Raw genomic sequence first — 25,118 nt, forward strand, 5'->3', positions numbered from 1 at the left:
GGTATCACAACGCCTTTTGCAGCGTGACCGACCCCACGACCCACGAAGGCCCCGGACCCCCGACAATGGCGGGGTGATCACTTCGCCGCCACGAAGCGCCAACGGGGACGGCCCCGCCAACGGAGACCGCCCCCCCGGGGACGGCCCCGCCGCCGGGCACGGCCCCAGAATCGGCACCGGCCACCGCCGGACCGGCGAGGCGACCCCGTACGTCGACCTCACCCGCGCCGAGTGGAGCGACCTGCGCGACAAGACGCCGCTGCCCCTGACGGCCGACGAGGTCGAGCGGCTGCGCGGCTTCGGTGACGTCATCGACCTCGACGAGGTACGGGACATCTACCTCCCGCTCTCCCGGCTGCTCAACCTGTACGTGCAGGCCACCAGCGGTCTGCGCGGCGCCCTCAACACCTTCCTCGGCGAGAGCGCCGAGCAGCGCGGCACCCCCTTCGTCATAGGGGTCGCCGGTTCGGTCGCCGTCGGCAAGTCGACCGTCTCCCGCCTCCTCCAGGCGCTCCTGGCCCGCTGGCCGGAGCACCCGCGCGTGGAGCTGGTGACCACGGACGCCTTCCTCTATCCGATGGAGGAGCTGAGGGCGCGCGGGCTCATGTCCCGCAAGGGTTTCCCCGAGTCGTACGACCGCCGGGCCCTGACCCGGTTCGTCGCGGACATCAAGGCGGGTAAGGACGAGGTCACGGCCCCGGTCTACTCACACCTCATCTACGACCGCGTGCCCGGCGAGCGGCTCGTCGTCCGCCGCCCGGACATCCTCATCGTGGAGGGGCTGAACGTCCTCCAGCCCGCGCTGCCCGGCAAGGACGGCCGCACCCGCGTCGGCCTCGCCGACTACTTCGACTTCTCGGTGTACGTGGACGCGCGCGCGGAGGACATCGAGCGCTGGTACCTCAACCGCTTCCGCAAGCTCCGCGACACCGCATTCCAGAACCCCTCCTCGTACTTCCAGCGGTACACGCAGGTCTCCGAGGAGGAGGCCCTCGACTACGCCCGCACCATGTGGCGAACCATCAACAAGGTGAACCTCCTGGAGAACGTGGCCCCGACGCGCGGCCGGGCGACGCTCGTGGTCCGCAAGGGCTCCGATCACAAGGTTCAGCGGCTGAGTCTCCGTAAGCTCTGAGGATGCTGCATCTCCGGATGATCGTCCCGCCCGACCGCACCACGGCAGCGGTCGGGGTGATCGAGTCGACGGTCGGCACCGCCCACCTCGTGGTGCTGCCCGGCGCGGCCCGGGACCCGGCCGGTGACGTGGTCATGTGCGACGTGGCCCGCGAGGCGGGCGACGAACTCCTCAAGGAGCTGTGCGGCCTGAGGATCGATCAGGACGGCTCGATCGCCGTCGAGAACATCGACTTCTCCCTCTCCACGCGCGCGGACACAGCCGACAAGGAGGCCCCGGGCGAACCGGCGGACGCGGTGCTCTGGGAGCAGTTGGAGGGGGCGACGCACGAGGAGTCGACGCTCTCGGTCACGTACTGCGCGTTCATGATCCTGGCGACGATGATCGCGGCCTGCGGCGTCGTCCTGGACAACGCGATCCTGATCGTGGGCGCGATGGCGGTCGGCCCGGAGTTCGGCCCGCTCGCCGGCGTCTGTACGGCGATGGTGCGGCGCGAGCCGAGGCTGGCGGCACGTTCGCTGATCGCCCTGGTCGTCGGCTTCGCGACGGCGATCGCGGCGACGACGGTGTTCAGCCTGGGGATGGACGCGCTCGACCTGTTCAGCGAGAGCCGCCTCGACGGGGACCGCCCCAACACCAGCTTCATCTGGCAGCCCGACCCGTTCTCGTTCGTCGTCGCCCTGCTCGCGGGCGTGGCGGGCATACTCTCCCTGACCTCGGCCAAGTCCGGGGCCCTGGTGGGCGTGGCGATCTCGGTGACGACGGTCCCGGCGGGCGCGAACGCGGCCGTGGCGCTCAGCTACGGCGACCTGGGCCAGATGTGGGGCTCGATCGAGCAGCTCGCCCTGAACCTGTTCGGGATCATGCTGGCCGGAGTGCTGACGCTGTACGGCCAGAAGCTGCTCTGGCGCACCCAGCGCGGCCGCTGGCGCCGCAGGGCGGGCGCCCGGAACGACGTCTGAGAAGGGCCCCGCCGCACCCGGTACGGGTGCGGCGGGGCCCTTCAAGCATGACGGTGCCTCAGAGAGGTTAGCCCAGCGCCGACTTCACGACGTCCGCGAGCCGCTGCGCCACCGCGCGCGCCTGCTCGATGTCCGCGGCCTCGACCATGACGCGGACCAGCGGCTCGGTGCCGGAGGGGCGCAGCAGGACGCGGCCGGTGGAACCGAGCTCGGCCTCGGCGGCGGTGACGGCGGCGGCGAGGTCGCCGGAGGTCTTCACCCGGGACCTGTCGACGTCCGGGACGTTGATGAGGATCTGCGGCAGCCGCTCCATCACGCCGGCCAGCTCCGCGAGGGACTTGCCGGTGGCGGCGACCCGGGCGCCCAGCATGAGACCGGTGAGGGTGCCGTCGCCGGTGGTGGCGTGGTCGAGGACGATGACGTGCCCCGACTGCTCGCCGCCGAGGGCGTAGCCGTGCTCCTTCATGGACTCCAGGACGTAGCGGTCGCCGACCGCCGTCTGGACCAGGTTCAGGCCCTCGCGCTCCATGGCCAGCTTGAAGCCCAGGTTGGACATGACGGTGGCGACGACGGTGTCGCCGCGCAGCGCCCCGGCCTCGCGCATGGCGAGGGCGAGCACGGCGAGGATCTGGTCGCCGTCGACCTCGTTGCCCGCGGCGTCCACCGCGAGGCAGCGGTCGGCGTCGCCGTCGTGGGCGATGCCCAGGTCGGCGCCGTGCTCGACGACGGCGGCCTTGAGCAGGCCGAGGTGGGTGGAGCCGCAGCCGTCGTTGATGTTGAGGCCGTCCGGCTCGGCGCCGATGGTGACGACCTCGGCACCGGCCCGGGAGAAGGCCTCGGGCGAGACGCGGGCGGCGGCGCCGTGTGCCTCGTCGAGGACGACCTTCAGTCCGTCGAGACGGTTGGGGAGGACGGCGATGAGGTGGGCGACGTACGTGTCGAAGCCCTCGTCGTAGTCGCGGACACGGCCGACGCCGGCACCGGTCGGGCGCTCCCAGGGGGCGCCGGTGCGGTGCTCCTCGTAGACGGACTCGATCCTGTCCTCGAGCTCGTCGGCGAGCTTGTGGCCGCCGCGCGCGAAGAACTTGATGCCGTTGTCGGGCATGGCGTTGTGGCTGGCGGAGAGCATCACGCCGAGGTCGGCGCCGAGGACGCCGGTGAGGTGGGCCACGGCCGGGGTGGGCAGGACGCCGACGCGCAGGACGTCGACGCCGGCGCTGGCGAGGCCTGCCACGACGGCGGCTTCGAGGAACTCTCCGGAGGCGCGGGGGTCACGGCCGACCACGGCGGTGGGCCGATGGCCCTCGAAGGTGCCCGCCTCGGCGAGAACGTGCGCCGCGGCGACCGAGAGGCCGAGCGCCAGCTCCGCCGTCAGGTCCGCGTTGGCGACGCCGCGTACGCCGTCCGTGCCGAAGAGTCGTCCCACAGCTGTCCTCCGAGAAATACGTGCCCAAGCTGATGAAAGAGGTGATGAAAAAACGTACGCCCCGACGGCACGGGCAGTGCCGCCGGGGCGTACGAAAGCAGACCGAGCAGGCGATTAACGCTTGCTGTACTGCGGGGCCTTACGGGCCTTCTTGAGACCGGCCTTCTTGCGCTCGACCGCACGGTCGTCGCGGGAGAGGAAGCCGGCCTTCTTCAGCGCCGGGCGGTTGTTCTCGACGTCCGCCTCGTTCAGCGCACGGGCCACGCCGAGGCGCAGGGCGCCGGCCTGACCGGAGACACCGCCACCCGCGATGCGGGCGATGACGTCGTAGCGGTTGTCGAGCTCGAGCACCTTGAAGGGCTCGTTGACTTCCTGCTGGTGCACCTTGTTGGGGAAGTAGTCCTCAAGGGTGCGACCGTTGATCTTCCACTTGCCGGTGCCCGGAACGATCCGGACGCGGGCGATGGCGTTCTTGCGACGGCCCAGGCCGGCGGCCGGCTGCGGGTCGCCGAAGCGGGACGCGAGCGACTCGGAGGTGTACTCACCCTCGACGAGCTCGGTCTCGGTGGTGTACTCCTCGACGCCCTCGAACTCGTCGACGGGGGTCTCGGGGGTGGTCTCGGCCACGATGCTCCTCAGATTTCTTTCGTTCTTAGGGGGTGTGGCCGGAACTACTGCGCGACCTGGGTGATCTCGAACGGGACCGGCTGCTGGGCAGCGTGCGGGTGGTTCTCGCCCGCGTAGACCTTCAGCTTCGAGAGCATCTGACGGCCCAGGGTGTTCTTGGGGATCATGCCCTTGATGGCCTTCTCGACGGCCTTCTCGGGGTTCTTGGCCAGCAGCTCGTCGTAACGGACGGAGCGCAGACCACCCGGGAAGCCGGAGTGGCGGTAAGCCAGCTTCTGGGTCTTCTTGTTGCCGGACAGGTGGACCTTGTCAGCGTTGATGATGATGACGAAGTCGCCCATGTCCATGTGGGGCGCGTACACGGGCTTGTGCTTGCCTCGCAGGAGGTTCGCAGCCGTGGTCGCGAGACGGCCCAGGACGATGTCCTGCGCGTCGATGATGTGCCACTGGCGAGAGACATCGCCGGGCTTGGGGCTGTACGTACGCACTTCGTAGCCTTCGCTTCTTCAGTGGATGGAGTCCAGACACACCTGAAGCGATCATGCAGCTGGGGCCTGCACTGCCGGGACAACGCCCGTATGCGAGCCACTGGTAACTGCTCCAGGGAACCTGCGCAGGGGCTCGTCGTGTGAGAACGACGGAGCCGATACGCATAACAAACCGCAACAGTACCCGTGCCGCCCCGCACGGGTCAAAACGCGCCGACCCCAGCGCGCCCGCTCGACCCGCCGCCCGAGACCCCCGCCGACCGCGGGCCGAAGCCCGGACCCCCGGCGCCGACCGCCCGAGGTCACCGAGCCCGAGGTCACCGCGCCCGATCCACCCGCCGCTCGTCCCACACCGGCTCCGTCGACTCCCGTACGACCCCGTCCGAACCGAAGACCAGGAACCGGTCGAAGCTCTTCGCGAACCACCGGTCGTGGGTCACCGCCAGCACGGTCCCGTCGTACGCCTCAAGGCCGTCCTGAAGGGCCTCCGCCGACTCCAGGTCCAGGTTGTCCGTCGGCTCGTCGAGCAGCAGCGCCGTGGTGCCCGCCAGTTCCATGAGCAGGATCTGGAACCGCGCCTGCTGACCGCCCGAGAGCTTGTCGAAGGACTGGTCGCCCTGCCGCTCCAGCTCGTACCGGCGCAGCATCGACATCGCCCCGCCCCGGTCCTTGGCGTGCTCCGTCCACAGAATGTCGACGAGCGGCCGGCCGGTCAGCTCCGGGTGCGCGTGGGTCTGCGCGAAGTGCCCCGGCACCACACGGGCGCCCAGCTTCCACGTACCCGTGTGGGCGACGGACGGGTCCCCCGCGAGCAGCCGCAGGAAGTGTGACTTGCCCGATCCGTTGGAGCCGAGGACGCCGACCCGCTCGCCATAGAAGATCTCCAGCGAGAAGGGCTTCATCAGCCCGGTCAGCTCAAGGTTCTCGCAGGTCACGGCACGCACACCGGTCCGGCCACCGCGCAGCCGCATCTTGATGTCCTGCTCGCGCGGCGGCTCCGGCGGCGGCCCCGCCTCCTCGAACTTCCGCAGCCGGGTCTGGGCCGCCGCGTACCGCGAGGCCATGTCGTGGCTGACCGACGCCGCCTGCCGCAGGTTGACGACGAGCTTCTTCAGCTGGGCGTGCTTCTCGTCCCAGCGCCGCTTCAGCTCCTCGAAGCGCGCGAAACGGTCCCGCCGCGCCTCGTGGAAGGTGTCGAAGCCGCCACCGTGCACCCAGACGTCCGAGCCGGCCGGGCCGGGCTCGACCGCGACGATCTTCTGCGCCCCCCGGGAGAGCAGCTCCCGGTCGTGCGAGATGAACAGCACGGTCTTACGGGTCTCCCGCAGCCGCTCCTCCAGCCAGCGCTTGCCGGGGACGTCGAGATAGTTGTCCGGCTCGTCGAGGAGGAGGACCTCGTCGGTGCCGCGCAGCAGGGATTCCAGGACGAGCCGCTTCTGCTCACCGCCGGAGAGCGTCCGCACCTCCCGGAACTGCGCCTTCTCGTACGGCATGCCGAGCGCGGCCATGGTGCAGATGTCCCAGAGGGTCTCCGCCTCGTACCCCTGCACCTCGGCCCAGTCGCTGAGGGCCTGCGCGTACTTCATCTGCGCGGCCTCGTCGTCGACGGTCATGATCAGGTGCTCGGCCTCGTCGACGGCCTTCGCGGCCTCCCGGATCCGGGGCTGGGCGACCGATACCAGCAGGTCACGCACGGTGGACCCGTCCCGGACGGAGCCGACGAACTGCGGCATCACGCCGAGGCCGCCGGTGACGGTGACGGAGCCGCCGTGCGGCTGGAGCTCCCCGGAGATCAACCGGAGCAGTGTGGTCTTGCCGGCGCCGTTGGCCCCGACGAGGGCGACGACGGCGCCCTCCCCCACCCGGAAGGAGGCGTCCCCGAGCAGGACCCTCCCGTCGGGAAGGTAGTACTCAAGATGCGCGGCCTCGACATGTCCCATGAGGTGCATTGTCACCGCCCGCGTCGCCTGGGCCCAACCGGTTTAGGATGCGCGGCATGAGCTTTGGGGGACCGCAGTGGCCGCAAGAGCCGCAGCAGCAGGGGCAGCAGGGGTACGGACAGCAGCCGCAGCAGGGGTACGGCGCTCCGCAGGGGTACGGGCAGCAGCCCGGGTACGGACAGGAGTCGCCGAACCCCTTCCCCGGCGCGCAGGGCGGCGGGGCGACCCCCGACTGGGGCGCCCTGGCCGACGCCTCGGCCTCCCGCGGCCGGCGCAGGCGCTGGCTGATGATCGGCGGCGGGGCGGTGGCGGCCCTGGTCGTCGGCGCGATCGTCGCCACCGCCGTGGTGGCCACCGGCAAGAAGAACGACGAGGCCAAGAACGGCGGGGTGCCCACCGGCACGGTCTCCCCCACCGCGGAGCCGACCCCCGAGCCGACCTTCTCCTCGGTGGCGCCGCCGCCCCCGCCGAACCCGAAGGACTACATCTCGGACCCGAGGAAGGACAAGGCCCCGCTCTCCGCGGAGGGCCTCTTCCCGGGCCGGAAGCTGACGATGGACAAGCGCCCGTACAAGAAGGGCGCGACCTCGGCGACGACGAACTGCGCTGCCGTCACCCAGGGCGGTCTCGGCACCGTCCTGAAGAAGAACGGCTGCCAGCGGGTGCTCCGCGCCACCTATGTGCGGGACGGCGTGGCGATCACCGTCGGCGTCGCCGTCTTCCCCTCGGAGGCCGCGGCCCTGAAGGCGAAGAGCCAGGCCACCGGCGGCGTCGCCCCGCTGGCCGGCGCGGGCGTGCGCGAGTTCTGCCGCGCCACGGTCTGCCTGCGCCGCTCGAACGCGGTCGGCCGGTACGCGTACTTCACCCAGGCCGGCTTCACCGACGGCAAGAAGGTCACCAAGGCCGACAAGCCGGTCTTCCTGGCCAGCGACGACCTCGGCACCTTCACCTTCAACCAGATCTACGCCCGCGGCCGCGCCCAGGCCTCAGCAGCAGCCGGCGCTCCCGGGGAGTGACCGCTTGTTCCTGGCCTCCCGGTTGCGGGCGGCCAGGAGCTCGTCGGCCGGGTAGCCGACCTCTTCGAGGGTGAGGCCGTGCGGCCGTACGACGTGCACGGCCGAGTCCCGGACCCCGGCGGCCAGCACCTTGCCGGGCCACTCCACCGGCCGGTGCCCGTCGCCGACGAAGAGCAGGGCGCCGACCAGCGAGCGGACCATGTTGTGGCAGAAGGCGTCGGCCTTCACGGTCGCTTCCATCACGCCGTCGGGCCGCCGCTCCCAGCGCAGCTCCTGGAGGGTGCGGATGGTGGTGGCGCCCTCGCGCCGCTTGCAGTACGCGGCGAAGTCGTGCTCGCCGACGAGCGCGGCGGCGGCCTCGTTCATGGCGTCCATGTCGAGGGCCCAGTCGTGCCAGAGCACATGGCCGCGCAGCAGCGGGTCGACCCCGCCGGGGTTGTCGGTGACGCGGTAGGCGTAGCGCCGCCAGATCGCCGAGAAACGGGCGTTGAAGCCACTGGGGGCCTCGGTGAGGGACCACACCCGTACGTCGTGGGAGAGGCGCCCCGCGAGCCGCCGGAGCAGCTTGTCACGGTGCTCGGCCCACAGCTCGACGGGCAGGTCGACGTGCGCGACCTGGCCGCGCGCGTGCACCCCGGAGTCGGTCCGGCCGGCCACGGTCAGCTCGTACGTCTCCGTGGACCGGGTCACGGTCCGCAGGGCGTCCTCGATGTCCCCCTGCACGGTCCGCCGCCCGCCGGCCTGCTTGGCCCAGCCGGAGAAGTCCTTGCCGTCGTACGACAGGTCGAGGCGAACCCGTACGAACCCGTCCTGCACGTCATCGCTCACGCGGAACAATCCTCTCGAAACCATGGATAACGCGGTGCGGGCCCGCACCCCACGGAGGGGGTACGGGCCCGCACACGAGAAACGTCGGAACGCTTACGCGTCCTTCGACTCCTCGGCGGCCTCGGTCGTGGTGGCCTCGTCGGCCTCCTTGACGGCACGCTTGGTGGCGGCCTCGGCCTCGTCGACGGTCGCCTTCTTGGCGATCTCGCCCTCGACCAGCTCGATCACGGCCATCGGGGCGTTGTCGCCACGACGGTTGCCGATCTTGGTGATGCGGGTGTAGCCACCGGGGCGCTCCGTGTAACGCGGCGCGATCTCGGTAAAGAGGGTGTGGACGATGCCCTTGTCGGTGATCGTCTGCAGCACCAGGCGACGGTTGTGGATGTCGCCCTTCTTCGCCTTGGTGATCAGGCGCTCGGCGACCGGACGCAGGCGGCGGGCCTTGGCCTCGGTCGTGGTGATGCGGCCGTGCTCGAAGAGCGACTTCGCCAGGTTGGCGAGGAGCAGCTTCTCGTGCGCGGCGGAACCGCCGAGGCGGGCACCCTTCGCGGGACGCGGCATGGTGTTTCTCCTTGATGTCTGCACCGGCCGTGTGAGGTACCGATGTCAGTGTCCGAGCGGGCAGGTGCCCGTCGAAGACCCCGCGCCCCCAAGGGGCGCGGGGAACTGCGCGACCGGCCGGAACCGGTGCGCAGACGATCTGCTAGTACTGCTCGGTCTCGACGAAACCGGCGTCCGCGTCGTCGTCGGCGCCGAAGGCGTCGGCGGCGGCCGTCGGGTCGAATCCGGGCGGCGAGTCCTTCAGCGCGAGGCCCATACCGGCCAGCTTCGCCTTGACCTCGTCGATCGACTTCGCACCGAAGTTGCGGATGTCGAGCAGGTCCGCCTCGGAACGCGCCACGAGCTCACCCACGGAGTGGATGCCCTCGCGCTTGAGGCAGTTGTACGAACGAACGGTGAGCTCGAGCTCCTCGATCGGCAGCGCCAGGTCGGCGGCGAGCGCGGCGTCCGTCGGGGACGGGCCCATGTCGATGCCCTCGGCGTCGATGTTGAGCTCGCGCGCCAGACCGAACAGCTCGACCAGGGTCTTACCGGCGGACGCCATGGCGTCACGCGGGCGCATGGCCTGCTTGGTCTCGACGTCGACGATCAGCTTGTCGAAGTCGGTGCGCTGCTCGACACGGGTCGCCTCGACCTTGTACGTGACCTTGAGCACCGGGGAGTAGATGGAGTCGACCGGGATACGACCGATCTCCTGGCCCACCTGCTTGTTCTGCACGGCGGAGACGTAGCCGCGACCGCGCTCGACGGTCAGCTCCATCTCCAGCTTGCCCTTGCCGTTGAGCGTGGCGAGGACGAGGTCGGGGTTGTGCACCTCGACACCGGCCGGGGGCGCGATGTCGGCGGCGGTGACCAGACCCGGGCCCTGCTTGCGCAGGTACATCACGACGGGCTCGTCGTGCTCCGAGGAGACGACCAGCTGCTTGATGTTGAGGATGAGGTCGGTCACGTCCTCCTTGACGCCCGGCACGGTGGTGAACTCGTGCAGGACACCGTCGATGCGGATGCTGGTGACAGCGGCACCCGGGATCGAGGAGAGGAGGGTACGGCGGAGGGAGTTGCCGAGGGTGTAGCCGAAGCCCGGCTCCAGCGGCTCGATCACGAACCGGGAGCGGAACTCGTCGACGACCTCTTCGGTCAGCGAAGGACGCTGAGCGATCAGCATGTCTGTATTCCTTCAGTCGTGGACGCCCACTATTTGACGTCCGACGGAGTTGGTGCGTACTGCAAGGGTACGGGCGGCACAGCCCGAAGAGCCGTACCGCCCGAAGTCCTGGTCAAGCAGCCGTGCGTCGGAGGATCAGACGCGGCGGCGCTTGGGGGGACGGCAGCCGTTGTGCGGCGTGGGGGTGACGTCCTGGATCGAACCGACCTCGAGGCCCGTGGCCTGGAGGGAGCGGATCGCGGTCTCGCGGCCGGAGCCCGGACCCTTGACGAAGACGTCGACCTTGCGCATGCCGTGCTCCTGCGCGCGACGGGCGGCCGACTCGGCGGCCATCTGCGCGGCGAACGGAGTCGACTTGCGCGAGCCCTTGAAGCCGACGTGGCCGGCGGAGGCCCAGGAGATCACGTTGCCCGAGGGGTCCGTGATCGAGACGATCGTGTTGTTGAACGTGCTCTTGATGTGCGCGTGGCCGTGAGCGACGTTCTTCTTTTCCTTGCGGCGCACCTTCTTGGCAGCGCCCTGACGACCCTTGGGGGGCATCTATTACTCCTACGGGAGGTGGTCGGTCCTACAGCGAAGACCGCTTGGTAAAGCGTCCGCTGAGGACTACTTCTTGCCCGGCTTCTTCTTGCCGGCGATGGCGCGACGCGGGCCCTTGCGGGTACGAGCGTTCGTGCTGGTGCGCTGACCGCGGACGGGCAGGCCACGACGGTGGCGCAGACCCTGGTAGCAGCCGATCTCGACCTTGCGGCGGATGTCGGCGGCGATCTCGCGGCGGAGGTCACCCTCGGTCTGGAGGTTGGCGTCCACGTACTCGCGGATCTTGACGAGGTCTTCCTCGGCAAGCTCGCGGACACGGGTGGACGGGTTCACGCCGGTCGCGGCGAGGATCTCCTCGGACCGGGTACGCCCGATGCCGAAGACGTAGGTGAGTGCGACCACCACACGCTTTTCGCGCGGGATGTCAACACCGGAAACGCGTGCCATTCAATGGCTCCTGTGTTCTCGGGGGTCTGCTGCAGAACCGCTCCCGACCGCCGACCCTTCGACGCTTCGAAGGGTGGTACGTCCGGGTCCCCGGCCCCCGCCGGAGGTGCCGTCAACCGTGGAACACGGCCCGACGGGCTCTGCGTATGTATGTTCGCTATGCGTCGCGCGAAGAACTGCGAAATGCAGGTCGGTCGGCGTGCGTCAGCCCTGGCGCTGCTTGTGGCGCAGGTTGTCGCAGATGACCATGACCCGGCCGTGACGGCGGATCACCTTGCACTTGTCGCAGATCTTCTTGACGCTCGGCTTGACCTTCATGGGATGTGAGGTTCTCCGGGTCAGTGCCACCACCCGCGCCGTGAAGCGGGGGTGCGGGCAAGATCTACTTGTACCGGTAGACGATCCGGCCACGCGTCAGGTCGTACGGAGAGAGCTCCACGACGACCCGGTCGTCCGGAAGGATTCGGATGTAGTGCATCCGCATCTTGCCGGAGATGTGCGCGAGGACTTTGTGACCGTTCTGAAGTTCCACCTTGAACATGGCGTTCGGGAGGGACTCGATCACGGTGCCCTCGATTTCGATGGCACCTTGCTTCTTGGCCACGCTTCGCCTTTCGAATCGGCTACCTTGATCGACTCTCGCCGCCGCATGCGGACACACGGGTACACGAGAGCCGACGCATCAGTCTACGTCAGGCCCCAGGAAAAGACGAATCGGGAAGTCTGCCCACCCGAACTGATCCTTACGCGAGGTGCCACGCCGTAGAAAATCCCGTACCAGGCCCTACGCCAGCGGGTCCGGCGCCGCCGTGAACCATTCCCCGACGCAGCCCTCGCGGGCTCGGCGCCCAGGGGCGCCTCACAGGCTTCGGCCTGCTGCGGCGAACTCCGTCCGCCGACTCCCCGAGCCGGCCACCGCCTACGCCAGCGGGTCCGGCGCCGCCGTGACGCCCAGCTCCGCCAGCTTCGCCTTGCCTCCGTCGACCGCGGTGAGGACCAGCGGGCCCTCCTCGGTCAGGGCGATGCTGTGCTCCCAGTGGGAGGACCAGGTGCCGTCGGTCGTGATGACCGTCCAGTCGTCCTTCAGGACCTCCGTGTGCGGGGTGCCGAGGGAGACCATCGGCTCGATCGCCAGGCAGAGGCCGGGGACCAGCTTCGGGCCCTTGCCGCGCTTGCGGGAGACGTAGTTCAGGAGGTGCGGGTCCATGTGCATCTCGGTGCCGATGCCGTGGCCGCCGTAGTCCTCGATGATCCCGTACCGGCCGAGGCTGTGGTCGCCGACCGCCGGGCGCGGCTGCCGCTTGATGTAGGTCTCGATCGCCTTGGAGATGTCGACCAGGCGGTTGCCGAGCCTCATGGCCGCGATGCCGGCCCACATCGACTCCTCCGTGACGCGGGAGAGCTCGACGAGCTCGGGCGCGTGCCCGGTGCCCACGAAGGCCGTGTAGGCGGCGTCACCGTGCCAGCCGTCCACGATCGCGCCCGCGTCGATGGAGATGATGTCGCCGTCCTTGAGGACGGTCCTGTCGTCGGGGATGCCGTGGACGACGACCTCGTTCACCGAGGTGCAGATCGTCGCGGGGAAACCGCCGTACCCGAGGAAGTTCGACTTGGCCCCGTGGTCGGCGATGACCTTCCGCGCGACCTCGTCCAGGTCCTTCGTGGTGGCACCCGGCACGGCCGCCTCACGGGTCGCCGCGTGAATGGCGGCGACGACCAGCCCCGCCTCGCGCATCTTCGCGATCTGCTCGGGGGTCTTGATCTGCACCATCGTGGCCGCGGCCTTTCCATCGAGTACGGGGAACAGAACAACGATACGGCCGCGACGCCCCTGAGGGGCACCGCGGCCGTATCGGACGAACCAGGGGTTACTTCTTGAGCGCGCTCATCGCCTTGGCGGTGACCTCGTCCACCTTGCCGAGCGCCGAGATCGTCGACACCAGGCTCTGCGCCCGGTAGTAGTCGATGATCGGCTCGGTCTCCGTGTGGTAGACCTCCAGGCGCCGGCGGACGGTCTCCTCGGAGTCGTCGTCGCGCTGGTAGAGCTCGCCACCGCAGGCGTCGCAGACGCCCTCGGTCTTCGGAGCGTTGTACGTCACGTGGAAGACGTGCGCACTGTCGTTACGGCAGATGCGGCGACCCGCGATCCGCTTCACGACCTCGTCCTCGGGGACCTCCAGGTCCAGGACCGCGTCGAGCTGTACGTGACCCGCCTTGAGGATCTCGTCCAGCGCCTCGGCCTGGGCCACGTTGCGGGGGAAACCGTCGAGCAGGAAGCCGTTGACGGCGTCCGGCTGCTCCATACGGTCCTTGGCCATCCCGATCGTCACGGAGTCCGGTACGAGCTGACCGGCCTTCATGTACGACTGTGCCTCGAGCCCCAGCGCCGTGCCCTGCGAGATGTTGGCACGGAACAGGTCACCCGTGGAGATGTGCGGGATGTCCAGGTTCTTGGCAAGGTACGCGGCCTGCGTGCCCTTGCCCGCACCGGGCGGTCCGACGAGGACGATTCGCATCAGCGGAGGAACCCTTCGTAATTGCGCTGCTGGAGCTGGCTCTCGATCTGCTTCACGGTCTCCAGCCCCACACCCACGATGATCAGGATGCTCGTCCCGCCGAAGGGGAAGTTGGCATTGGCGCCACCGAAGCCTGCCAACGCCATCGTCGGCACAAGAGCGATCAGACCCAAGTACAGCGAGCCCGGCCAAGTGATCCGGTTGAGCACGTAGCTCAGATACTCGGCAGTAGGTCGACCAGCCCGGATACCCGGGATGAAGCCACCATACTTCTTCATGTTGTCGGCGACTTCCTCGGGGTTGAACGAGATCGCCACGTAGAAGAAGGCGAAGAACACGATCAGGAGGAAGTACGTGGCGATGTAGTAAGGGTGGTCACCCTTGACGAAGTGGGCTTCGATCCAGGTCTTCCACCCCGCGGTGGAGTTCGAGAACTGGGCGATCAAGGCCGGGATGTAGAGCAGCGACGAAGCGAAGATGACGGGAATCACACCCGCCTGGTTCACCTTCAGCGGGATGTACGTGGACGTACCGCCGTAGGAGCGCCGACCGATCATGCGCTTCGCGTACTGCACCGGGATGCGGCGCTGGGCCTGCTCGACGAAGACCACGAGGGCCACCATCACGAAACCGATGAGGATGACGGTGCCGAACTCGATCCAGCCCTTGGCGAGCTTGCCGCTCTCCTTGATGGCCCACAGGGCACCCGGGAAGCCGGCGGCGATCGAGATGAACATCAGGATCGACATGCCGTTGCCGATGCCACGGTCGGTGATGAGCTCACCGAGCCACATGACGATGCAGGTACCGGCGGTCATCGTGATGACCATCGTGGCGATGGTGAAGATCGACGGATCGGGCACGACCTGGTCGGCGACGCGGCAACCACTGAAGAGCGCGCCGCTCTTGGCGGTGGCGACGAGACCGGTGCCCTGCAGCACGGCGAGGGCGACCGTCAGGTACCGGGTGTACTGCGTGATCTTCGCAGTACCGGACTGGCCCTCCTTCTTGAGGGCTTCGAGTCGCGGGATCACGACGGTCAGCAGCTGCAGGATGATGCTCGCCGTGATGTACGGCATGATGCCGAGCGCGAAGATGGTGATCTGGAGCAGCGCCCCGCCACTGAACATGTTGACCAGGCCGAACAGGCTGTTGTTGCCTTCGCTGGCCTGCTTCACACACTGCTGGACGGCCTCGTACTTGACGCCGGGGACCGGGATGTGGGCCCCGAGGCGGTACAGCACGATGATGGCGAGCGTGAAGAGCAGCTTCTTGCGCAGGTCGGGCGTCTTGAACGCCCGGGCGAACGCGGTGAGCACGGTGCCTCCTGCGACCCCCGCGCTATGCGTCAAGGGTGACGGTCTTGAGGTTCGACGAATAGGTATCGGTCATCGATTCCGTGCAGGCATGGCAGCACGAAGTCTAGACAGTGCACGCCACCTTACCGGCGACCATGCCCCCCTAGGAACGACCAACCGGGGATGCCCCTTTTGGGAGGCATCCCCGGTCGGATGTTCAAGCCATCGAGTCGTCTCAGACGAGCTCGGTGACAGTGCCGCCAGCGGCGGCGATCTTCTCCTTGGCGGAGCCGGAGACGGCGTCAACCGTCACCTGCAGCGCCACGGTGATCTCGCCGGTGCCGAGCACCTTGACGAGCTGGTTCTTGCGAACCGCACCCTTGGCGACCAGATCGGCCACCGTGACCTCGCCACCCTGCGGGTAGAGCGCGGTGAGCTTGTCCAGGTTCACGACCTGGTACTCGGTGCGGAACGGGTTCTTGAAGCCCTTGAGCTTCGGCAGACGCATGTGGAGGGGCATCTGCCCACCCTCGAAGCGCTGCGGAACCTGGTAACGGGCCTTGGTGCCCTTGGTACCACGACCGGCCGTCTTACCCTTCGACGCCTCACCACGACCGACACGGGTCTTCGCGGTCTTGGCACCGGGGGCGGGACGGAGGTTGTGGGCCTTCAGCGGGTTGGTCTCCGCCATGTCAGTCAACCTCCTCGACCGTCACGAGGTGGCGGACGGTGTGAACCATTCCGCGGAACTCGGGGCGGTCCTCCTTGACAACCACGTCGTTGACCTTCTTGAGGCCGAGCGAACGCAGGGTGTCGCGGTGGTTCTGCTTGCTGCCGATGTACGACTTCGTCTGCGTGACCTTGAGGCGAGCCATTACGCACCCGCCCCAGCACGCGCACGGAGCAGAGCCGCGGGGGCGACGTCCTCGAGGGGCAGACCACGGCGAGCCGCGATCTCCTCGGGACGCTGCAGGCCCTTGAGGGCCGCCACGGTCGCGTGCACGATGTTGATCGCGTTGGACGAGCCGAGCGACTTCGACAGGATGTCGTGAACGCCGGCGCACTCGAGCACGGCGCGCACCGGGCCACCGGCGATAACACCGGTACCGGGGGAAGCCGGCTTGAGCAGCACGACGCCCGCGGCACGCTCGCCCGTGATCGGGTGAGGGATGGTGCCCTGGATGCGCGGAACCTTGAAGAAGTTCTTCTTGGCTTCCTCGACACCCTTGGCGATGGCCGCGGGAACTTCCTTGGCCTTGCCGTAACCGACACCTACGGTGCCGTCACCGTCGCCCACCACGACCAGCGCGGTGAAGCTGAAGCGGCGACCACCCTTGACAACCTTGGCGACGCGGTTGATCGCGACAACGCGCTCAACGTACGCGGTCTTCTCGGCGGCAGGGCCACCGTCGCGGCCCTTCCGGTCCCGCCGCTCGCCGCCACCGGCACCGCTTCCGCGGCGCTGGGGTCCAGCCATTGGATTTACCTCTCTCTGTTACGTCCGTTAGTCCCGGAACCGGGGCTTAGAACTTCAGCCCGGCTTCGCGGGCGGCGTCAGCCAGAGCGGCAATGCGCCCGGCGTACCTGTTGCCACCACGGTCGAACACGACAGCCTCGACGCCGGCGGCCTTGGCGCGCTCGGCGACGAGCGCTCCGACCTGCTTGGCCTGCGCGGACTTGTCACCCTCGCCACCGCGGATCGACGCGTCCAGGTTCGACGCCGACGCAAGGGTGTGACCCTTGAGGTCGTCGATGACCTGAGCGGTGATGCCGCGGTTCGAACGCGTCACGACGAGGCGCGGACGCTCCGCAGTACCCGACACGTTCTTGCGGATGCGGATGTGGCGGCGAGCCTTGGCCGCACGCTTGTAAGCGTCGCCCTTGGCGATCTTCACACCGTATGCCATGGCTTACTTACCAGCCTTTCCGACCTTGCGGCGGATGACCTCGCCGGCGTACTTGACGCCCTTGGCCTTGTACGGGTCGGGCTTCCGCAGCTTGCGGATGTTCGCCGCGACCTCGCCGACCTTCTGCTTGTCGATGCCCTCGACCGAGAACTTCGTCGGCGACTCGACCTTGAACGAGATGCCCTCGGGCGCCTCGACCAGGATCGGGTGGCTGTAGCCGAGCTGGAACTCCAGGTTGGAGCCCTTCGCGGCGACGCGGTAACCGACACCGCTGATCTCGAGCGCCTTCACGTAACCCTGGGTCACACCGGTGATCATGTTGGCCACCAGCGTGCGGGACAGGCCGTGAAGGGCCTTGTTCTGACGCTCGTCGTTCGGACGGTTGACGTTGAGCACGCCATCCTCGCCCTTAACGATCTCGATCGGAGCGGCGACGGTGTGGCTCAGGGTTCCCTTGGAACCCTTGACCGTGACCGTGCGGCCATCGATGGTGACGTCCACGCCGGCGGGAACCTGGATAGGCAGCTTGCCAATACGCGACATGAGCTTTCCTTCCTTTCCCGACTACCAGACGTAGGCGAGGACTTCCCCACCTACGCCCTTCTTGCCTGCCTGCTGGCCGGTCAGGAGACCGTGCGACGTGGAGATGATCGCCACGCCCAGGCCGCCGAGGACCTTCGGCAGGTTGGTGGACTTCGCGTAAACCCGGAGACCGGGCTTCGAGATCCGCTTGATGCCCGCGATGGAGCGCTCACGGTTCGGACCGAACTTGAGCTCGAGGACGAGGTTCTTGCCGACCTCGGCGTCCTCGACCTTCCAGCCCGTGATGAAGCCCTCCTGCTGGAGGATTTCCGCGATGTGAGACTTGATCTTGCTGTGCGGCATCGTCACGGAGTCGTGGTATGCCGAGTTCGCGTTACGCAGACGAGTCAGCATGTCCGCGATCGGATCAGTCATGGTCATGAATTGGCCTTCGGCCTCTCTCGCCGGGGTTTCCTGTATGCGCCATCCCTCTCCCCACACAGGGGCGGGACGGGTGCGGCGCGGGGACCTACGGCGTAGTAAGTCGTACGGGCGGCGGACGCCCAACCCTCCTAGCCTAAGCCATGGAGGGCTGGGCATCCGACAACCCAGTGCTTACCGAGAGACTCCGGTCATCCCAACTAAGGGACTACCAGGAGCTCTTGGTCACGCCCGGCAGCTCGCCACGGTGAGCCATCTCACGAAGGCACACGCGGCACAGGCCGAACTTGCGGTACACGGAGTGGGGACGACCACAGCGCTGGCAGCGCGTGTAGCCGCGCACGCCGAACTTGGGCTTGCGGGCAGCCTTCGCGATGAGAGCCTTCTTCGCCATCTCGCTTACGCCTCCTTGAACGGGAAGCCGAGGTGACGCAGAAGGGCACGGCCCTCGTCGTCGTTGGTCGCCGTGGTCACCACGGTGATGTCCATACCCCGGACACGGTCGATCTTGTCCTGGTCGATCTCGTGGAACATGACCTGCTCCGTGAGACCGAAGGTGTAGTTGCCACGCCCGTCGAACTGCTTGGGGGACAGACCACGGAAGTCGCGGATGCGCGGAAGCGCGAGCGACAGGGTGCGGTCCAGGAACTCCCACATGCGGTCGCCACGGAGGGTGACGTGCGCGCCGATCGGCTGACCCTCACGCAGCTTGAACTGCGCGATGGACTTGCGAGCCTTGGTGATCGCCGGCTTCTGGCCGGTGATCGTGGTCAGGTCACGGACGGCACCGTCCATGAGCTTCGAGTCACGGGCGGCGTCGCCGACACCCATGTTGACCACGATCTTCACGAGGCCGGGAACCTGCATGACGTTCTCGTAGGAGAACTCCTCACGCAGCTTGCCCGCGATCTCCTCGCGGTACTTCGTCTTGAGACGCGGAGTGGTGGTAGCCATCAGATGTCCTCACCCGTCCGCTTGGCAACGCGGATCTTGTTGCCCTCGTCGTCGAAGCGGAAACCGACACGCGTGACGACCTTCTTGCCGTCCTTCTCCACGACGAGCTGAACGTTGCTCACGTGGACAGGGGCCTCGGTCGTCACGATGCCGCCGGCCTGCGAGGGGCCGGCCTTCGTGTGCTTCTTGACCCGGTTGACACCCTCGACGAGGACGCGGTTCTCGCGGGGGAAGGCCGTGATGACCTTGCCCTGCTTGCCCTTGTCCTTACCGGTGATGACCTGGACCAGGTCGCCCTTCTTGATCTTCATGCTTACAGCACCTCCGGCGCGAGCGAGATGATCTTCATGAACTTCTTCTCGCGCAGCTCACGGCCGACCGGGCCGAAGATACGGGTGCCACGAGGGTCGCCGTCGTTCTTGAGAATGACAGCGGCGTTCTCGTCGAAGCGGATGTACGAGCCGTCCTGGCGGCGGCGCTCCTTGACGGTGCGAACGATGACCGCCTTGACGACGTCACCCTTCTTCACGTTGCCACCGGGGATCGCGTCCTTGACGGTGGCGACGATGACGTCACCGATGCCCGCGTAGCGGCGACCCGAGCCACCGAGAACACGGATGCAAAGGATCTCCTTGGCACCAGTGTTGTCGGCGACACGCAGTCGCGACTCCTGCTGGATCACGTCTATCTCCTGATTTGTCTGCCGGTTCCCGGCCGGGGCTTCACGAGGAAGCCCCGGCCGAGCCTGGCGGAACGAACTCGAAGGGTTACCCCTTCAAGAATTACTTGGCCTTCTCGAGGATCTCGATGACGCGCCAGTGCTTCGTCGACGACAGCTTCCGGGTCTCCATCAGGAGGACGCGGTCGCCGATGCCGGCAGCGTTCTGCTCGTCGTGAGCCTTGAGCTTGTTCGTACGGCGGATGACCTTGCCGTACAGCGCGTGCTTGACGCGGTCCTCGACAGCGACGACGACGGTCTTGTCCATCTTGTCGCTGACGACCAGGCCCTCGCGGACCTTGCGGGCGTTGCGCTCGGTCTTCTCAGTCACGTTGCTCTCGCTCATCAGGCGCTCTCCACCGTCTCGATGCCCAGCTCGCGCTCACGCATCAGGGTGTAGATCCGCGCGATGTCCTTACGGACGGACTTGAGCCGCCCGTGGTTCTCGAGCTGGCCGGTCGCCGCCTGGAAGCGGAGGTTGAACAGCTCTTCCTTGGCCTCGCGGAGCTTGTTGAGAAGCTCCTCGTTGCCCAGCTCGCGCAGCTCGGACGCCTTGGTACCGGCCGACATCACAGCTCACCTGCTTCGCGCTTAACGATCTTGCACTTCATCGGCAGCTTGTGGGCCGCACGGGTCAGGGCCTCGCGCGCGATCTTCTCGTTCGGGTAGGACAGTTCGAACATCACCCGACCCGGCTTGACGTTCGCGATCCACCACTCGGGAGAACCCTTACCGGAACCCATGCGGGTCTCGGCGGGCTTCTTGGTGAGGGGGCGGTCCGGGTAGATGTTGATCCAGACCTTGCCGCCACGCTTGATGTGGCGGGTCATCGCGATACGAGCCGCCTCGATCTGGCGGTTGGTCACGTACGCCGGCGTGAGGGCCTGAATGCCGTACTCGCCGAACGCAACCTGCGTACCACCCTTGCTCATACCCGAGCGCTTGGGGTGGTGCTGCTTGCGGTGCTTGACCCTACGGGGGATCAGCATTTCGGTCAGGCCTCCGTTCCGGTGCTCTCAGCCGGAGCGGCAGCGGCGGCGGGAGCGTCGGCCTTGGGGGCCTCGGCAGCCGGCGCGGACTGCTGCTGCGGCTTGCGGCCGCGGCCGCCACGCTCGCCACCGCGGCCACCACGGCCGGCGGGACGGTCGCCAGCGCCACCCGCACCACGGGCCGGGCGGTTACCCGCACGGGCCGCGGCGTTCTCGGCGCGGACCTCGGCGATGTTCTTGACGTCGCCCTTGTAGATCCAGACCTTCACGCCGATGCGGCCGAAGGTCGTCTTGGCCTCGAAGAAGCCGTAGTCGACGTTCGCGCGGAGCGTGTGCAGGGGCACACGGCCCTCGCGGTAGAACTCCGAGCGGGACATCTCGGCGCCGCCGAGGCGACCGCCGCACTGGATCTTGATGCCCTTGGCGCCGGCCTTCATCGTGCCCTGCATGCTCTTACGCATGGCGCGACGGAAGGAGACGCGGGAGGAGAGCTGCTCGGCAACGGCCTGAGCAACCAGCTGAGCGTCCATCTCGGGGTTCTTGACCTCGAGGATGTTCAGCTGGACCTGCTTGCCCGTGAGCTTCTCGAGGTCGCCGCGGATGCGGTCGGCCTCGGCGCCACGGCGGCCGATGACGATGCCGGGACGCGCGGTGTGGATGTCCACCCGCACGCGGTCACGGGTGCGCTCGATCTCAACCTTCGAGATGCCGGCGCGCTCCATGCCGGACGTCATCATCCGACGGATGGCGACGTCTTCCTTGACGTAGTCCTTGTACAGCTTGTCGGCGTACCAACGGGACTTGAAGTCCGTGGTGATGCCGAGCCGGAACCCATGCGGGTTAACCTTCTGGCCCATTACCGGGTTCCTTCCTTGCTGCTGACGACCACGGTGATGTGGCTGGTCCGCTTACGGATCCGGTAGGCACGGCCCTGAGCACGCGGACGGAACCGCTTCAGGGTCGGGCCCTCATCCACAAACGCCTCGCTGATGACCAGCGAAGAGGCGTCCGTGTGGTCGTAGTTGTGTGCAGCGTTGGCAATGGCGCTGTCCAGCACCTTGCCAACCGGCACGCTCGCGGCCTGCGGGGCGAAACGCAGGACCGCCTGAGCCTCCGTGGCGTCCATGCCACGGATAAGGTCCACCACGCGGCGGGCCTTCATGGGCGTGACGCGGATGTACCGCGCCTGGGCCCTGGCTTCCATGGTTGTCCTTCCAGTGTCTGTCATGGTCATTCCACCCCGCTACTAGCGGCGCTTCGACTTCCGGTCGTCCTTCACGTGACCCCGGAAGGTGCGCGTCGGCGAGAACTCGCCGAGCTTGTGGCCGACCATCGACTCGGTGACAAACACCGGAATGTGGGTCTTGCCGTTGTGCACCGCGATCGTGTGGCCGAGCATGGCCGGGATGATCATCGAGCGACGGGACCAGGTCTTGATGACGTTCTTGGTACCGGCTTCGTTCTGTACGTCCACCTTCTTTACGAGGTGTCCGTCGACGAAGGGTCCCTTCTTGAGACTGCGCGGCATCTAAACCCGCTCCTAGCGCTTCTTGTTCGTCTTGCGGCGGCGGACGATGTACTTGCTCGAAGCCTTCTTCGGCGAGCGAGTACGACCCTCCTTCTGACCCCACGGGGAGACCGGGTGGCGACCACCGGAGGTCTTACCCTCACCACCACCGTGCGGGTGGTCGACCGGGTTCATCGCCACACCGCGAACGGTCGGGCGAACGCCCAGCCAGCGCTTACGGCCGGCCTTGCCCCAGTTGATGTTCGACTGCTCGGCGTTACCGACCTCGCCGATCGTGGCGCGGCAGCGGGCGTCGACGAGACGGATCTCACCGGACGGCATACGAAGGTGGGCCATCGTGCCCTCCTTCGCCAGCAGCTGCACGGAGGCGCCAGCGGAGCGCGCGAACTTGGCGCCGCCACCGGGACGGAGCTCGATCGCGTGGATCGTGGTACCGACCGGGATGTTGCGGAGCGCCAGGTTGTTGCCGGGCTTGATGTCAGCGCCGGGGCCGTTCTCGACGCGGTCACCCTGCGTCAGACCCTTGGGGGCGATGATGTAGCGCTTCTCGCCGTCCACGTAGTGGAGCAGCGCGATGCGCGCGGTGCGGTTGGGGTCGTACTCGATGTGAGCGACCTTGGCCGGCACGCCGTCCTTGTCGTGACGACGGAAGTCGATCACACGGTAGGCACGCTTGTGTCCGCCACCCTGGTGGCGAACGGTGATCCGACCGGTGTTGTTACGGCCGCCCTTGCTGTGCAGGGGGCGAACCAGCGACTTCTCCGGCGTGGACCGCGTGATCTCGACGAAGTCGGCAACGGAGGAGCCACGGCGGCCCGGCGTTGTCGGCTTGTACTTGCGGATTCCCATTTCTCAGTCCTCGTCCGATTCCGGACGATCCAGACCGCCGTTAGGCGGTCGGACCGCCGAAGATGTCGATACGGTTGCCCTCGGCAAGGGTCACGATGGCGCGCTTGGTGTCCTTGCGCTTACCGAAACCGGCCTTGGTGCGCTTGCGCTTGCCCTGGCGGTTGATCGTGTTGACCCCGGTGACCTTGACCGAGAAGACCGCCTCGACGGCCTGCTTGATCTGGGTCTTGTTGGAGCCAGGCGCGACGATGAACGTGTACTTGTTCTCGTCCAGCAGGGCGTAGCTCTTCTCCGAGACGACCGGCTTGATCAGGATGTCGCGCGGGTCCGAGAAGGTCTTGCTGGTGACGACGGCCTCAGTCATCAGGCGTCGCTCCCTTCGGTCTCAGCGGTCTGGGGGCCAGACACGAAGGACTCGAGGGCGGCCTTGGTGAAGACCACGTCGTCGGAGACGATCACGTCGTACGTGTTGAGCTGGCCCGGCTCCAGGATGTGCACCTGGGGCAGGTTACGAGCGGACAGCCACGCGGCCTCGTCGGAGCGCTCGACGACCAGGAGCAGGTTCTTGCGCTCCGAGATCTTGCCGAACAGCGTCTTCGCGGCCTTGGTGGAGACGTCACCCTCGACCACGCCGGTCACGACGTGGATGCGGGAGTGGGTGGCCCGGTCCGAGAGGGCACCGCGGAGGGCGGCGACCTTCATCTTCTTCGGGGTCCGCTGCGAGTAGTCACGCGGCTGCGGGCCGTGGACGACGCCACCGCCGACGAACTGCGGGGCGCGGGTCGAACCCTGGCGCGCGCGGCCGGTGCCCTTCTGGCGGTAAGGCTTCTTGCCACCACCACGGACCTCGCCACGACGCTTGGTCTTGTGCGTGCCCTGACGGGCCGCGGCCAGCTGAGCGACGACGACCTGGTGGATCAGCGGAACGCTGACCTTGGCGCCGAAGATCTCCTCGGGGAGCTCGACGGTCCCGGTCTTGTCGCCTGCCGGCGAAAGGATGTCAATGGTGCTCATCGGTTCCTCAAACCCCCTTGGCCGCGGTGCGGACCAGGACGAGGCCACCGTTGGGGCCGGGGACGGCGCCCTTGATGAGCAGCAGACCCTTCTCGGCGTCAACGGCGTGAACGGTCAGGTTCTGGGTGGTCACACGCTCGTTGCCCATGCGACCGGCCATCTTCATGCCCTTGAAGACACGACCCGGGGTGGCGCAGCCACCGATGGAGCCGGGCTTGCGGTGCACGCGGTGGGCACCGTGCGACGCCTTGCCACCACGGAAGTTGTGGCGCTTCATGACACCGGCGAAGCCCTTGCCCTTGCTCTTACCGGTGACGTCGACCTTCACGCCGGCCTCGAAGAGCTCGGCGGTGATCTCCTGGCCGAGCGTGTACTCGGAGGCGTCAGCGGTGCGGAGCTCCACCAGGTGGCGGCGCGGGGTGACGTCAGCCTTGGCGAAGTGACCCTTGAGGGGCTTGTTCACCTTGCGAGGGTCGATCTCGCCGAAGGCGATCTGGACCGACTCGTAGCCGTCGACGTCGTTCGTACGGACCTGGGTCACGACATTGGGGCCGGCCTTGACGACGGTCACCGGGACGACCCGGTTGTTCTCGTCCCAGACCTGCGTCATGCCGAGCTTCTCGCCCAGGATGCCCTTGATGTTCTTAGCCATCTCGCGCGCCCTCAGAGCTTGATCTCGATGTCAACGCCCGCCGGGAGGTCGAGACGCATGAGCGAGTCAACCGTCTTCGGCGTGGGGTCGAGGATGTCGATGAGGCGCTTGTGCGTGCGCATCTCGAAGTGCTCGCGCGAGTCCTTGTACTTGTGCGGCGACTTGATGACGCAGTACACGTTCTTCTCAGTGGGCAGCGGCACCGGGCCCGCGACCGACGCACCAGTGCGCGTCACCGTCTCGACGATCTTCTTCGCCGAGGAGTCGATGACCTCGTGGTCGTAGGCCTTGAGCCGGATGCGGATCTTCTGTCCCGCCATGGCTACTAGTAGTCCTTTGTCTCGTAACGCTCTGGAACCCGATCGGCTTCGCCCCCCTGAGGAGCGTTGTCCGTGTCTCCGACCCACGCGGTCGGGCGTGTCGCACTCCCTCTACGCAGAAATCCCTAAGGATTTCCCAACCAAGGGGGCACGGTCGCCATGACCGCAGGCCGGGGGCAGAACACCCACCGGGTGCCTGGTCTGCACCCCGCTGACGCTTCCCAGAAGATTCCCGTACGTCCGCCCCGCTCCTCTCGCCAGAGAGGCGTGGGGCG

The 25,118-nt window shown here is 67.5% G+C and carries 38 protein-coding genes; 3 read left to right on the forward strand and 35 right to left on the reverse strand.

The genetic code is table 11. The features are described from left to right. Positions 1-169: 169 nt before the first annotated feature. Both coaA and ACRRSS_RS32010 read left to right on the forward strand, forming a co-directional pair. Positions 170-1,135, forward strand: a complete 966-nt coding sequence (gene coaA, locus ACRRSS_RS32005; protein WP_435975477.1) for a type I pantothenate kinase — start codon at positions 170-172, stop codon at positions 1,133-1,135. Between the two features lie 2 nt (positions 1,136-1,137). Beyond that, complete coding sequence (locus ACRRSS_RS32010) at positions 1,138-2,097, forward strand: DUF389 domain-containing protein (RefSeq protein WP_435974526.1); 960 nt, start codon at positions 1,138-1,140, stop codon at positions 2,095-2,097. 67 nt (positions 2,098-2,164) lie between these two features. On the opposite strand, the gene glmM is transcribed toward ACRRSS_RS32010, so the two are convergent. The 4 genes from glmM to ACRRSS_RS32030 all read right to left on the reverse strand — a co-directional run bounded on the left by glmM (position 2,165) and on the right by ACRRSS_RS32030 (position 6,578). Continuing rightward, positions 2,165-3,523 (reverse strand): phosphoglucosamine mutase, encoded by a 1,359-nt coding sequence (glmM, locus tag ACRRSS_RS32015; RefSeq protein ID WP_435974527.1) that lies wholly within the window; start codon positions 3,521-3,523, stop codon positions 2,165-2,167. A 114-nt stretch (positions 3,524-3,637) separates the two neighbouring features. After that, on the reverse strand, positions 3,638-4,150 hold the full coding sequence (rpsI, locus tag ACRRSS_RS32020; protein WP_015035601.1) for a 30S ribosomal protein S9: 513 nt from the start codon (positions 4,148-4,150) through the stop codon (positions 3,638-3,640). Between the two features lie 44 nt (positions 4,151-4,194). Then, positions 4,195-4,638: a 50S ribosomal protein L13 gene (rplM, locus tag ACRRSS_RS32025; RefSeq protein WP_435974528.1), complete on the reverse strand. Its 444-nt coding sequence runs from the start codon at positions 4,636-4,638 to the stop codon at positions 4,195-4,197. 317 nt (positions 4,639-4,955) lie between these two features. Then, a complete protein-coding gene (locus ACRRSS_RS32030; RefSeq protein WP_435974529.1) occupies positions 4,956-6,578 on the reverse strand; it encodes an ABC-F family ATP-binding cassette domain-containing protein in 1,623 nt (540 codons plus the stop codon). Between the two features lie 56 nt (positions 6,579-6,634). On the opposite strand from ACRRSS_RS32030, the gene ACRRSS_RS32035 reads away from it, so the two are divergent. Then, on the forward strand, positions 6,635-7,594 hold the full coding sequence (locus ACRRSS_RS32035) for a hypothetical protein (protein ID WP_435974530.1): 960 nt from the start codon (positions 6,635-6,637) through the stop codon (positions 7,592-7,594). Here ACRRSS_RS32035 and truA read toward each other — a convergent pair. From truA to rpsJ, 31 genes are all read right to left on the reverse strand, one after another. Beyond that, positions 7,565-8,422 carry a tRNA pseudouridine(38-40) synthase TruA gene (gene truA / locus ACRRSS_RS32040; protein WP_435974531.1) on the reverse strand — a complete coding sequence of 286 codons (858 nt, stop codon included), beginning with the start codon at positions 8,420-8,422 and terminating at the stop codon, positions 7,565-7,567. The genes ACRRSS_RS32035 and truA overlap by 30 nt on opposite strands. A 93-nt stretch (positions 8,423-8,515) precedes the next feature. Next, positions 8,516-8,983: a 50S ribosomal protein L17 gene (rplQ, locus tag ACRRSS_RS32045; RefSeq protein WP_435974532.1), complete on the reverse strand. Its 468-nt coding sequence runs from the start codon at positions 8,981-8,983 to the stop codon at positions 8,516-8,518. A 142-nt stretch (positions 8,984-9,125) separates the two neighbouring features. Continuing rightward, positions 9,126-10,148, reverse strand: a complete 1,023-nt coding sequence (locus tag ACRRSS_RS32050; protein WP_003966937.1) for a DNA-directed RNA polymerase subunit alpha — start codon at positions 10,146-10,148, stop codon at positions 9,126-9,128. Between the two features lie 135 nt (positions 10,149-10,283). After that, a complete protein-coding gene (gene rpsK / locus ACRRSS_RS32055) occupies positions 10,284-10,688 on the reverse strand; it encodes a 30S ribosomal protein S11 (RefSeq protein ID WP_003956432.1) in 405 nt (134 codons plus the stop codon). 66 nt (positions 10,689-10,754) lie between these two features. Then, the gene (gene rpsM, locus ACRRSS_RS32060) at positions 10,755-11,135 is read right to left on the reverse strand and encodes a 30S ribosomal protein S13 (protein ID WP_030214048.1); all 381 of its coding nucleotides are present in this window, start codon (positions 11,133-11,135) and stop codon (positions 10,755-10,757) included. Positions 11,136-11,339: 204 nt separating this feature from the next. Then, positions 11,340-11,453: a 50S ribosomal protein L36 gene (rpmJ, locus tag ACRRSS_RS32065; protein ID WP_003956441.1), complete on the reverse strand. Its 114-nt coding sequence runs from the start codon at positions 11,451-11,453 to the stop codon at positions 11,340-11,342. Positions 11,454-11,517: 64 nt separating this feature from the next. Further along, on the reverse strand, positions 11,518-11,739 hold the full coding sequence (gene infA / locus ACRRSS_RS32070) for a translation initiation factor IF-1 (protein WP_003956442.1): 222 nt from the start codon (positions 11,737-11,739) through the stop codon (positions 11,518-11,520). Between the two features lie 315 nt (positions 11,740-12,054). Continuing rightward, complete coding sequence (map, locus tag ACRRSS_RS32075) at positions 12,055-12,906, reverse strand: type I methionyl aminopeptidase (RefSeq protein ID WP_435974533.1); 852 nt, start codon at positions 12,904-12,906, stop codon at positions 12,055-12,057. 97 nt (positions 12,907-13,003) lie between these two features. Continuing rightward, the gene (locus ACRRSS_RS32080) at positions 13,004-13,651 is read right to left on the reverse strand and encodes an adenylate kinase (protein ID WP_351901974.1); all 648 of its coding nucleotides are present in this window, start codon (positions 13,649-13,651) and stop codon (positions 13,004-13,006) included. Beyond that, complete coding sequence (secY, locus tag ACRRSS_RS32085) at positions 13,651-14,970, reverse strand: preprotein translocase subunit SecY (RefSeq protein ID WP_383866471.1); 1,320 nt, start codon at positions 14,968-14,970, stop codon at positions 13,651-13,653. The genes ACRRSS_RS32080 and secY overlap by 1 nt, the downstream gene beginning before the upstream one ends. Before the next feature lie 214 nt (positions 14,971-15,184). Then, complete coding sequence (gene rplO / locus ACRRSS_RS32090) at positions 15,185-15,640, reverse strand: 50S ribosomal protein L15 (protein ID WP_030318646.1); 456 nt, start codon at positions 15,638-15,640, stop codon at positions 15,185-15,187. Position 15,641: 1 nt separating this feature from the next. Beyond that, on the reverse strand, positions 15,642-15,824 hold the full coding sequence (rpmD, locus tag ACRRSS_RS32095) for a 50S ribosomal protein L30 (RefSeq protein ID WP_015035589.1): 183 nt from the start codon (positions 15,822-15,824) through the stop codon (positions 15,642-15,644). Next, positions 15,824-16,426 (reverse strand): 30S ribosomal protein S5, encoded by a 603-nt coding sequence (rpsE, locus tag ACRRSS_RS32100; protein ID WP_053682615.1) that lies wholly within the window; start codon positions 16,424-16,426, stop codon positions 15,824-15,826. Before rpsE ends, rpmD begins: the two co-directional genes overlap by 1 nt. Positions 16,427-16,472: 46 nt before the next feature. Then, complete coding sequence (gene rplR, locus ACRRSS_RS32105) at positions 16,473-16,856, reverse strand: 50S ribosomal protein L18 (protein ID WP_015035587.1); 384 nt, start codon at positions 16,854-16,856, stop codon at positions 16,473-16,475. 3 nt (positions 16,857-16,859) lie between these two features. Further along, positions 16,860-17,399: a 50S ribosomal protein L6 gene (gene rplF / locus ACRRSS_RS32110; protein ID WP_024755414.1), complete on the reverse strand. Its 540-nt coding sequence runs from the start codon at positions 17,397-17,399 to the stop codon at positions 16,860-16,862. Between the two features lie 21 nt (positions 17,400-17,420). After that, positions 17,421-17,819, reverse strand: a complete 399-nt coding sequence (gene rpsH, locus ACRRSS_RS32115; protein ID WP_015035585.1) for a 30S ribosomal protein S8 — start codon at positions 17,817-17,819, stop codon at positions 17,421-17,423. 208 nt (positions 17,820-18,027) lie between these two features. Next, positions 18,028-18,213, reverse strand: a complete 186-nt coding sequence (locus tag ACRRSS_RS32120) for a type Z 30S ribosomal protein S14 (protein WP_003948630.1) — start codon at positions 18,211-18,213, stop codon at positions 18,028-18,030. A gap of 5 nt (positions 18,214-18,218) precedes the next feature. Further along, on the reverse strand, positions 18,219-18,776 hold the full coding sequence (gene rplE, locus ACRRSS_RS32125) for a 50S ribosomal protein L5 (protein ID WP_147980756.1): 558 nt from the start codon (positions 18,774-18,776) through the stop codon (positions 18,219-18,221). Further along, positions 18,773-19,084, reverse strand: coding sequence for a 50S ribosomal protein L24 (gene rplX, locus ACRRSS_RS32130; RefSeq protein WP_024755412.1), 312 nt, complete (start codon positions 19,082-19,084; stop codon positions 18,773-18,775). The genes rplE and rplX overlap by 4 nt, the downstream gene beginning before the upstream one ends. A 2-nt stretch (positions 19,085-19,086) precedes the next feature. Then, positions 19,087-19,455 carry a 50S ribosomal protein L14 gene (gene rplN, locus ACRRSS_RS32135; protein ID WP_003956455.1) on the reverse strand — a complete coding sequence of 123 codons (369 nt, stop codon included), beginning with the start codon at positions 19,453-19,455 and terminating at the stop codon, positions 19,087-19,089. Positions 19,456-19,555: 100 nt separating this feature from the next. Then, the gene (gene rpsQ / locus ACRRSS_RS32140; protein WP_030318650.1) at positions 19,556-19,837 is read right to left on the reverse strand and encodes a 30S ribosomal protein S17; all 282 of its coding nucleotides are present in this window, start codon (positions 19,835-19,837) and stop codon (positions 19,556-19,558) included. Then, positions 19,837-20,061 carry a 50S ribosomal protein L29 gene (gene rpmC, locus ACRRSS_RS32145; RefSeq protein WP_015035581.1) on the reverse strand — a complete coding sequence of 75 codons (225 nt, stop codon included), beginning with the start codon at positions 20,059-20,061 and terminating at the stop codon, positions 19,837-19,839. Before rpmC ends, rpsQ begins: the two co-directional genes overlap by 1 nt. Continuing rightward, positions 20,061-20,480 (reverse strand): 50S ribosomal protein L16, encoded by a 420-nt coding sequence (rplP, locus tag ACRRSS_RS32150; RefSeq protein WP_015035580.1) that lies wholly within the window; start codon positions 20,478-20,480, stop codon positions 20,061-20,063. The genes rpmC and rplP overlap by 1 nt, the downstream gene beginning before the upstream one ends. Positions 20,481-20,485: 5 nt before the next feature. Beyond that, positions 20,486-21,337: a 30S ribosomal protein S3 gene (gene rpsC, locus ACRRSS_RS32155; RefSeq protein WP_030214015.1), complete on the reverse strand. Its 852-nt coding sequence runs from the start codon at positions 21,335-21,337 to the stop codon at positions 20,486-20,488. After that, positions 21,337-21,684, reverse strand: coding sequence for a 50S ribosomal protein L22 (gene rplV / locus ACRRSS_RS32160; RefSeq protein WP_056552397.1), 348 nt, complete (start codon positions 21,682-21,684; stop codon positions 21,337-21,339). The genes rpsC and rplV overlap by 1 nt, the downstream gene beginning before the upstream one ends. 42 nt (positions 21,685-21,726) lie before the next feature. Beyond that, entirely contained in the window at positions 21,727-22,008 is a 282-nt protein-coding gene (gene rpsS, locus ACRRSS_RS32165) for a 30S ribosomal protein S19 (RefSeq protein ID WP_024755409.1), read from the reverse strand. Positions 22,009-22,020: 12 nt separating this feature from the next. Next, positions 22,021-22,857 carry a 50S ribosomal protein L2 gene (rplB, locus tag ACRRSS_RS32170; protein ID WP_030318653.1) on the reverse strand — a complete coding sequence of 279 codons (837 nt, stop codon included), beginning with the start codon at positions 22,855-22,857 and terminating at the stop codon, positions 22,021-22,023. A gap of 40 nt (positions 22,858-22,897) precedes the next feature. Beyond that, complete coding sequence (rplW, locus tag ACRRSS_RS32175; RefSeq protein WP_015035575.1) at positions 22,898-23,221, reverse strand: 50S ribosomal protein L23; 324 nt, start codon at positions 23,219-23,221, stop codon at positions 22,898-22,900. After that, entirely contained in the window at positions 23,221-23,871 is a 651-nt protein-coding gene (rplD, locus tag ACRRSS_RS32180) for a 50S ribosomal protein L4 (RefSeq protein ID WP_187623357.1), read from the reverse strand. Before rplD ends, rplW begins: the two co-directional genes overlap by 1 nt. Positions 23,872-23,878: 7 nt before the next feature. After that, complete coding sequence (gene rplC / locus ACRRSS_RS32185) at positions 23,879-24,523, reverse strand: 50S ribosomal protein L3 (protein WP_024755405.1); 645 nt, start codon at positions 24,521-24,523, stop codon at positions 23,879-23,881. Between the two features lie 11 nt (positions 24,524-24,534). Next, entirely contained in the window at positions 24,535-24,843 is a 309-nt protein-coding gene (gene rpsJ, locus ACRRSS_RS32190; protein WP_003948644.1) for a 30S ribosomal protein S10, read from the reverse strand. Positions 24,844-25,118 lie beyond the last annotated feature (275 nt).

Source organism: Streptomyces sp. Qhu_M48 (assembly GCF_051305195.1).
Taxonomy (GTDB): Bacteria; Actinomycetota; Actinomycetes; order Streptomycetales; family Streptomycetaceae; genus Streptomyces.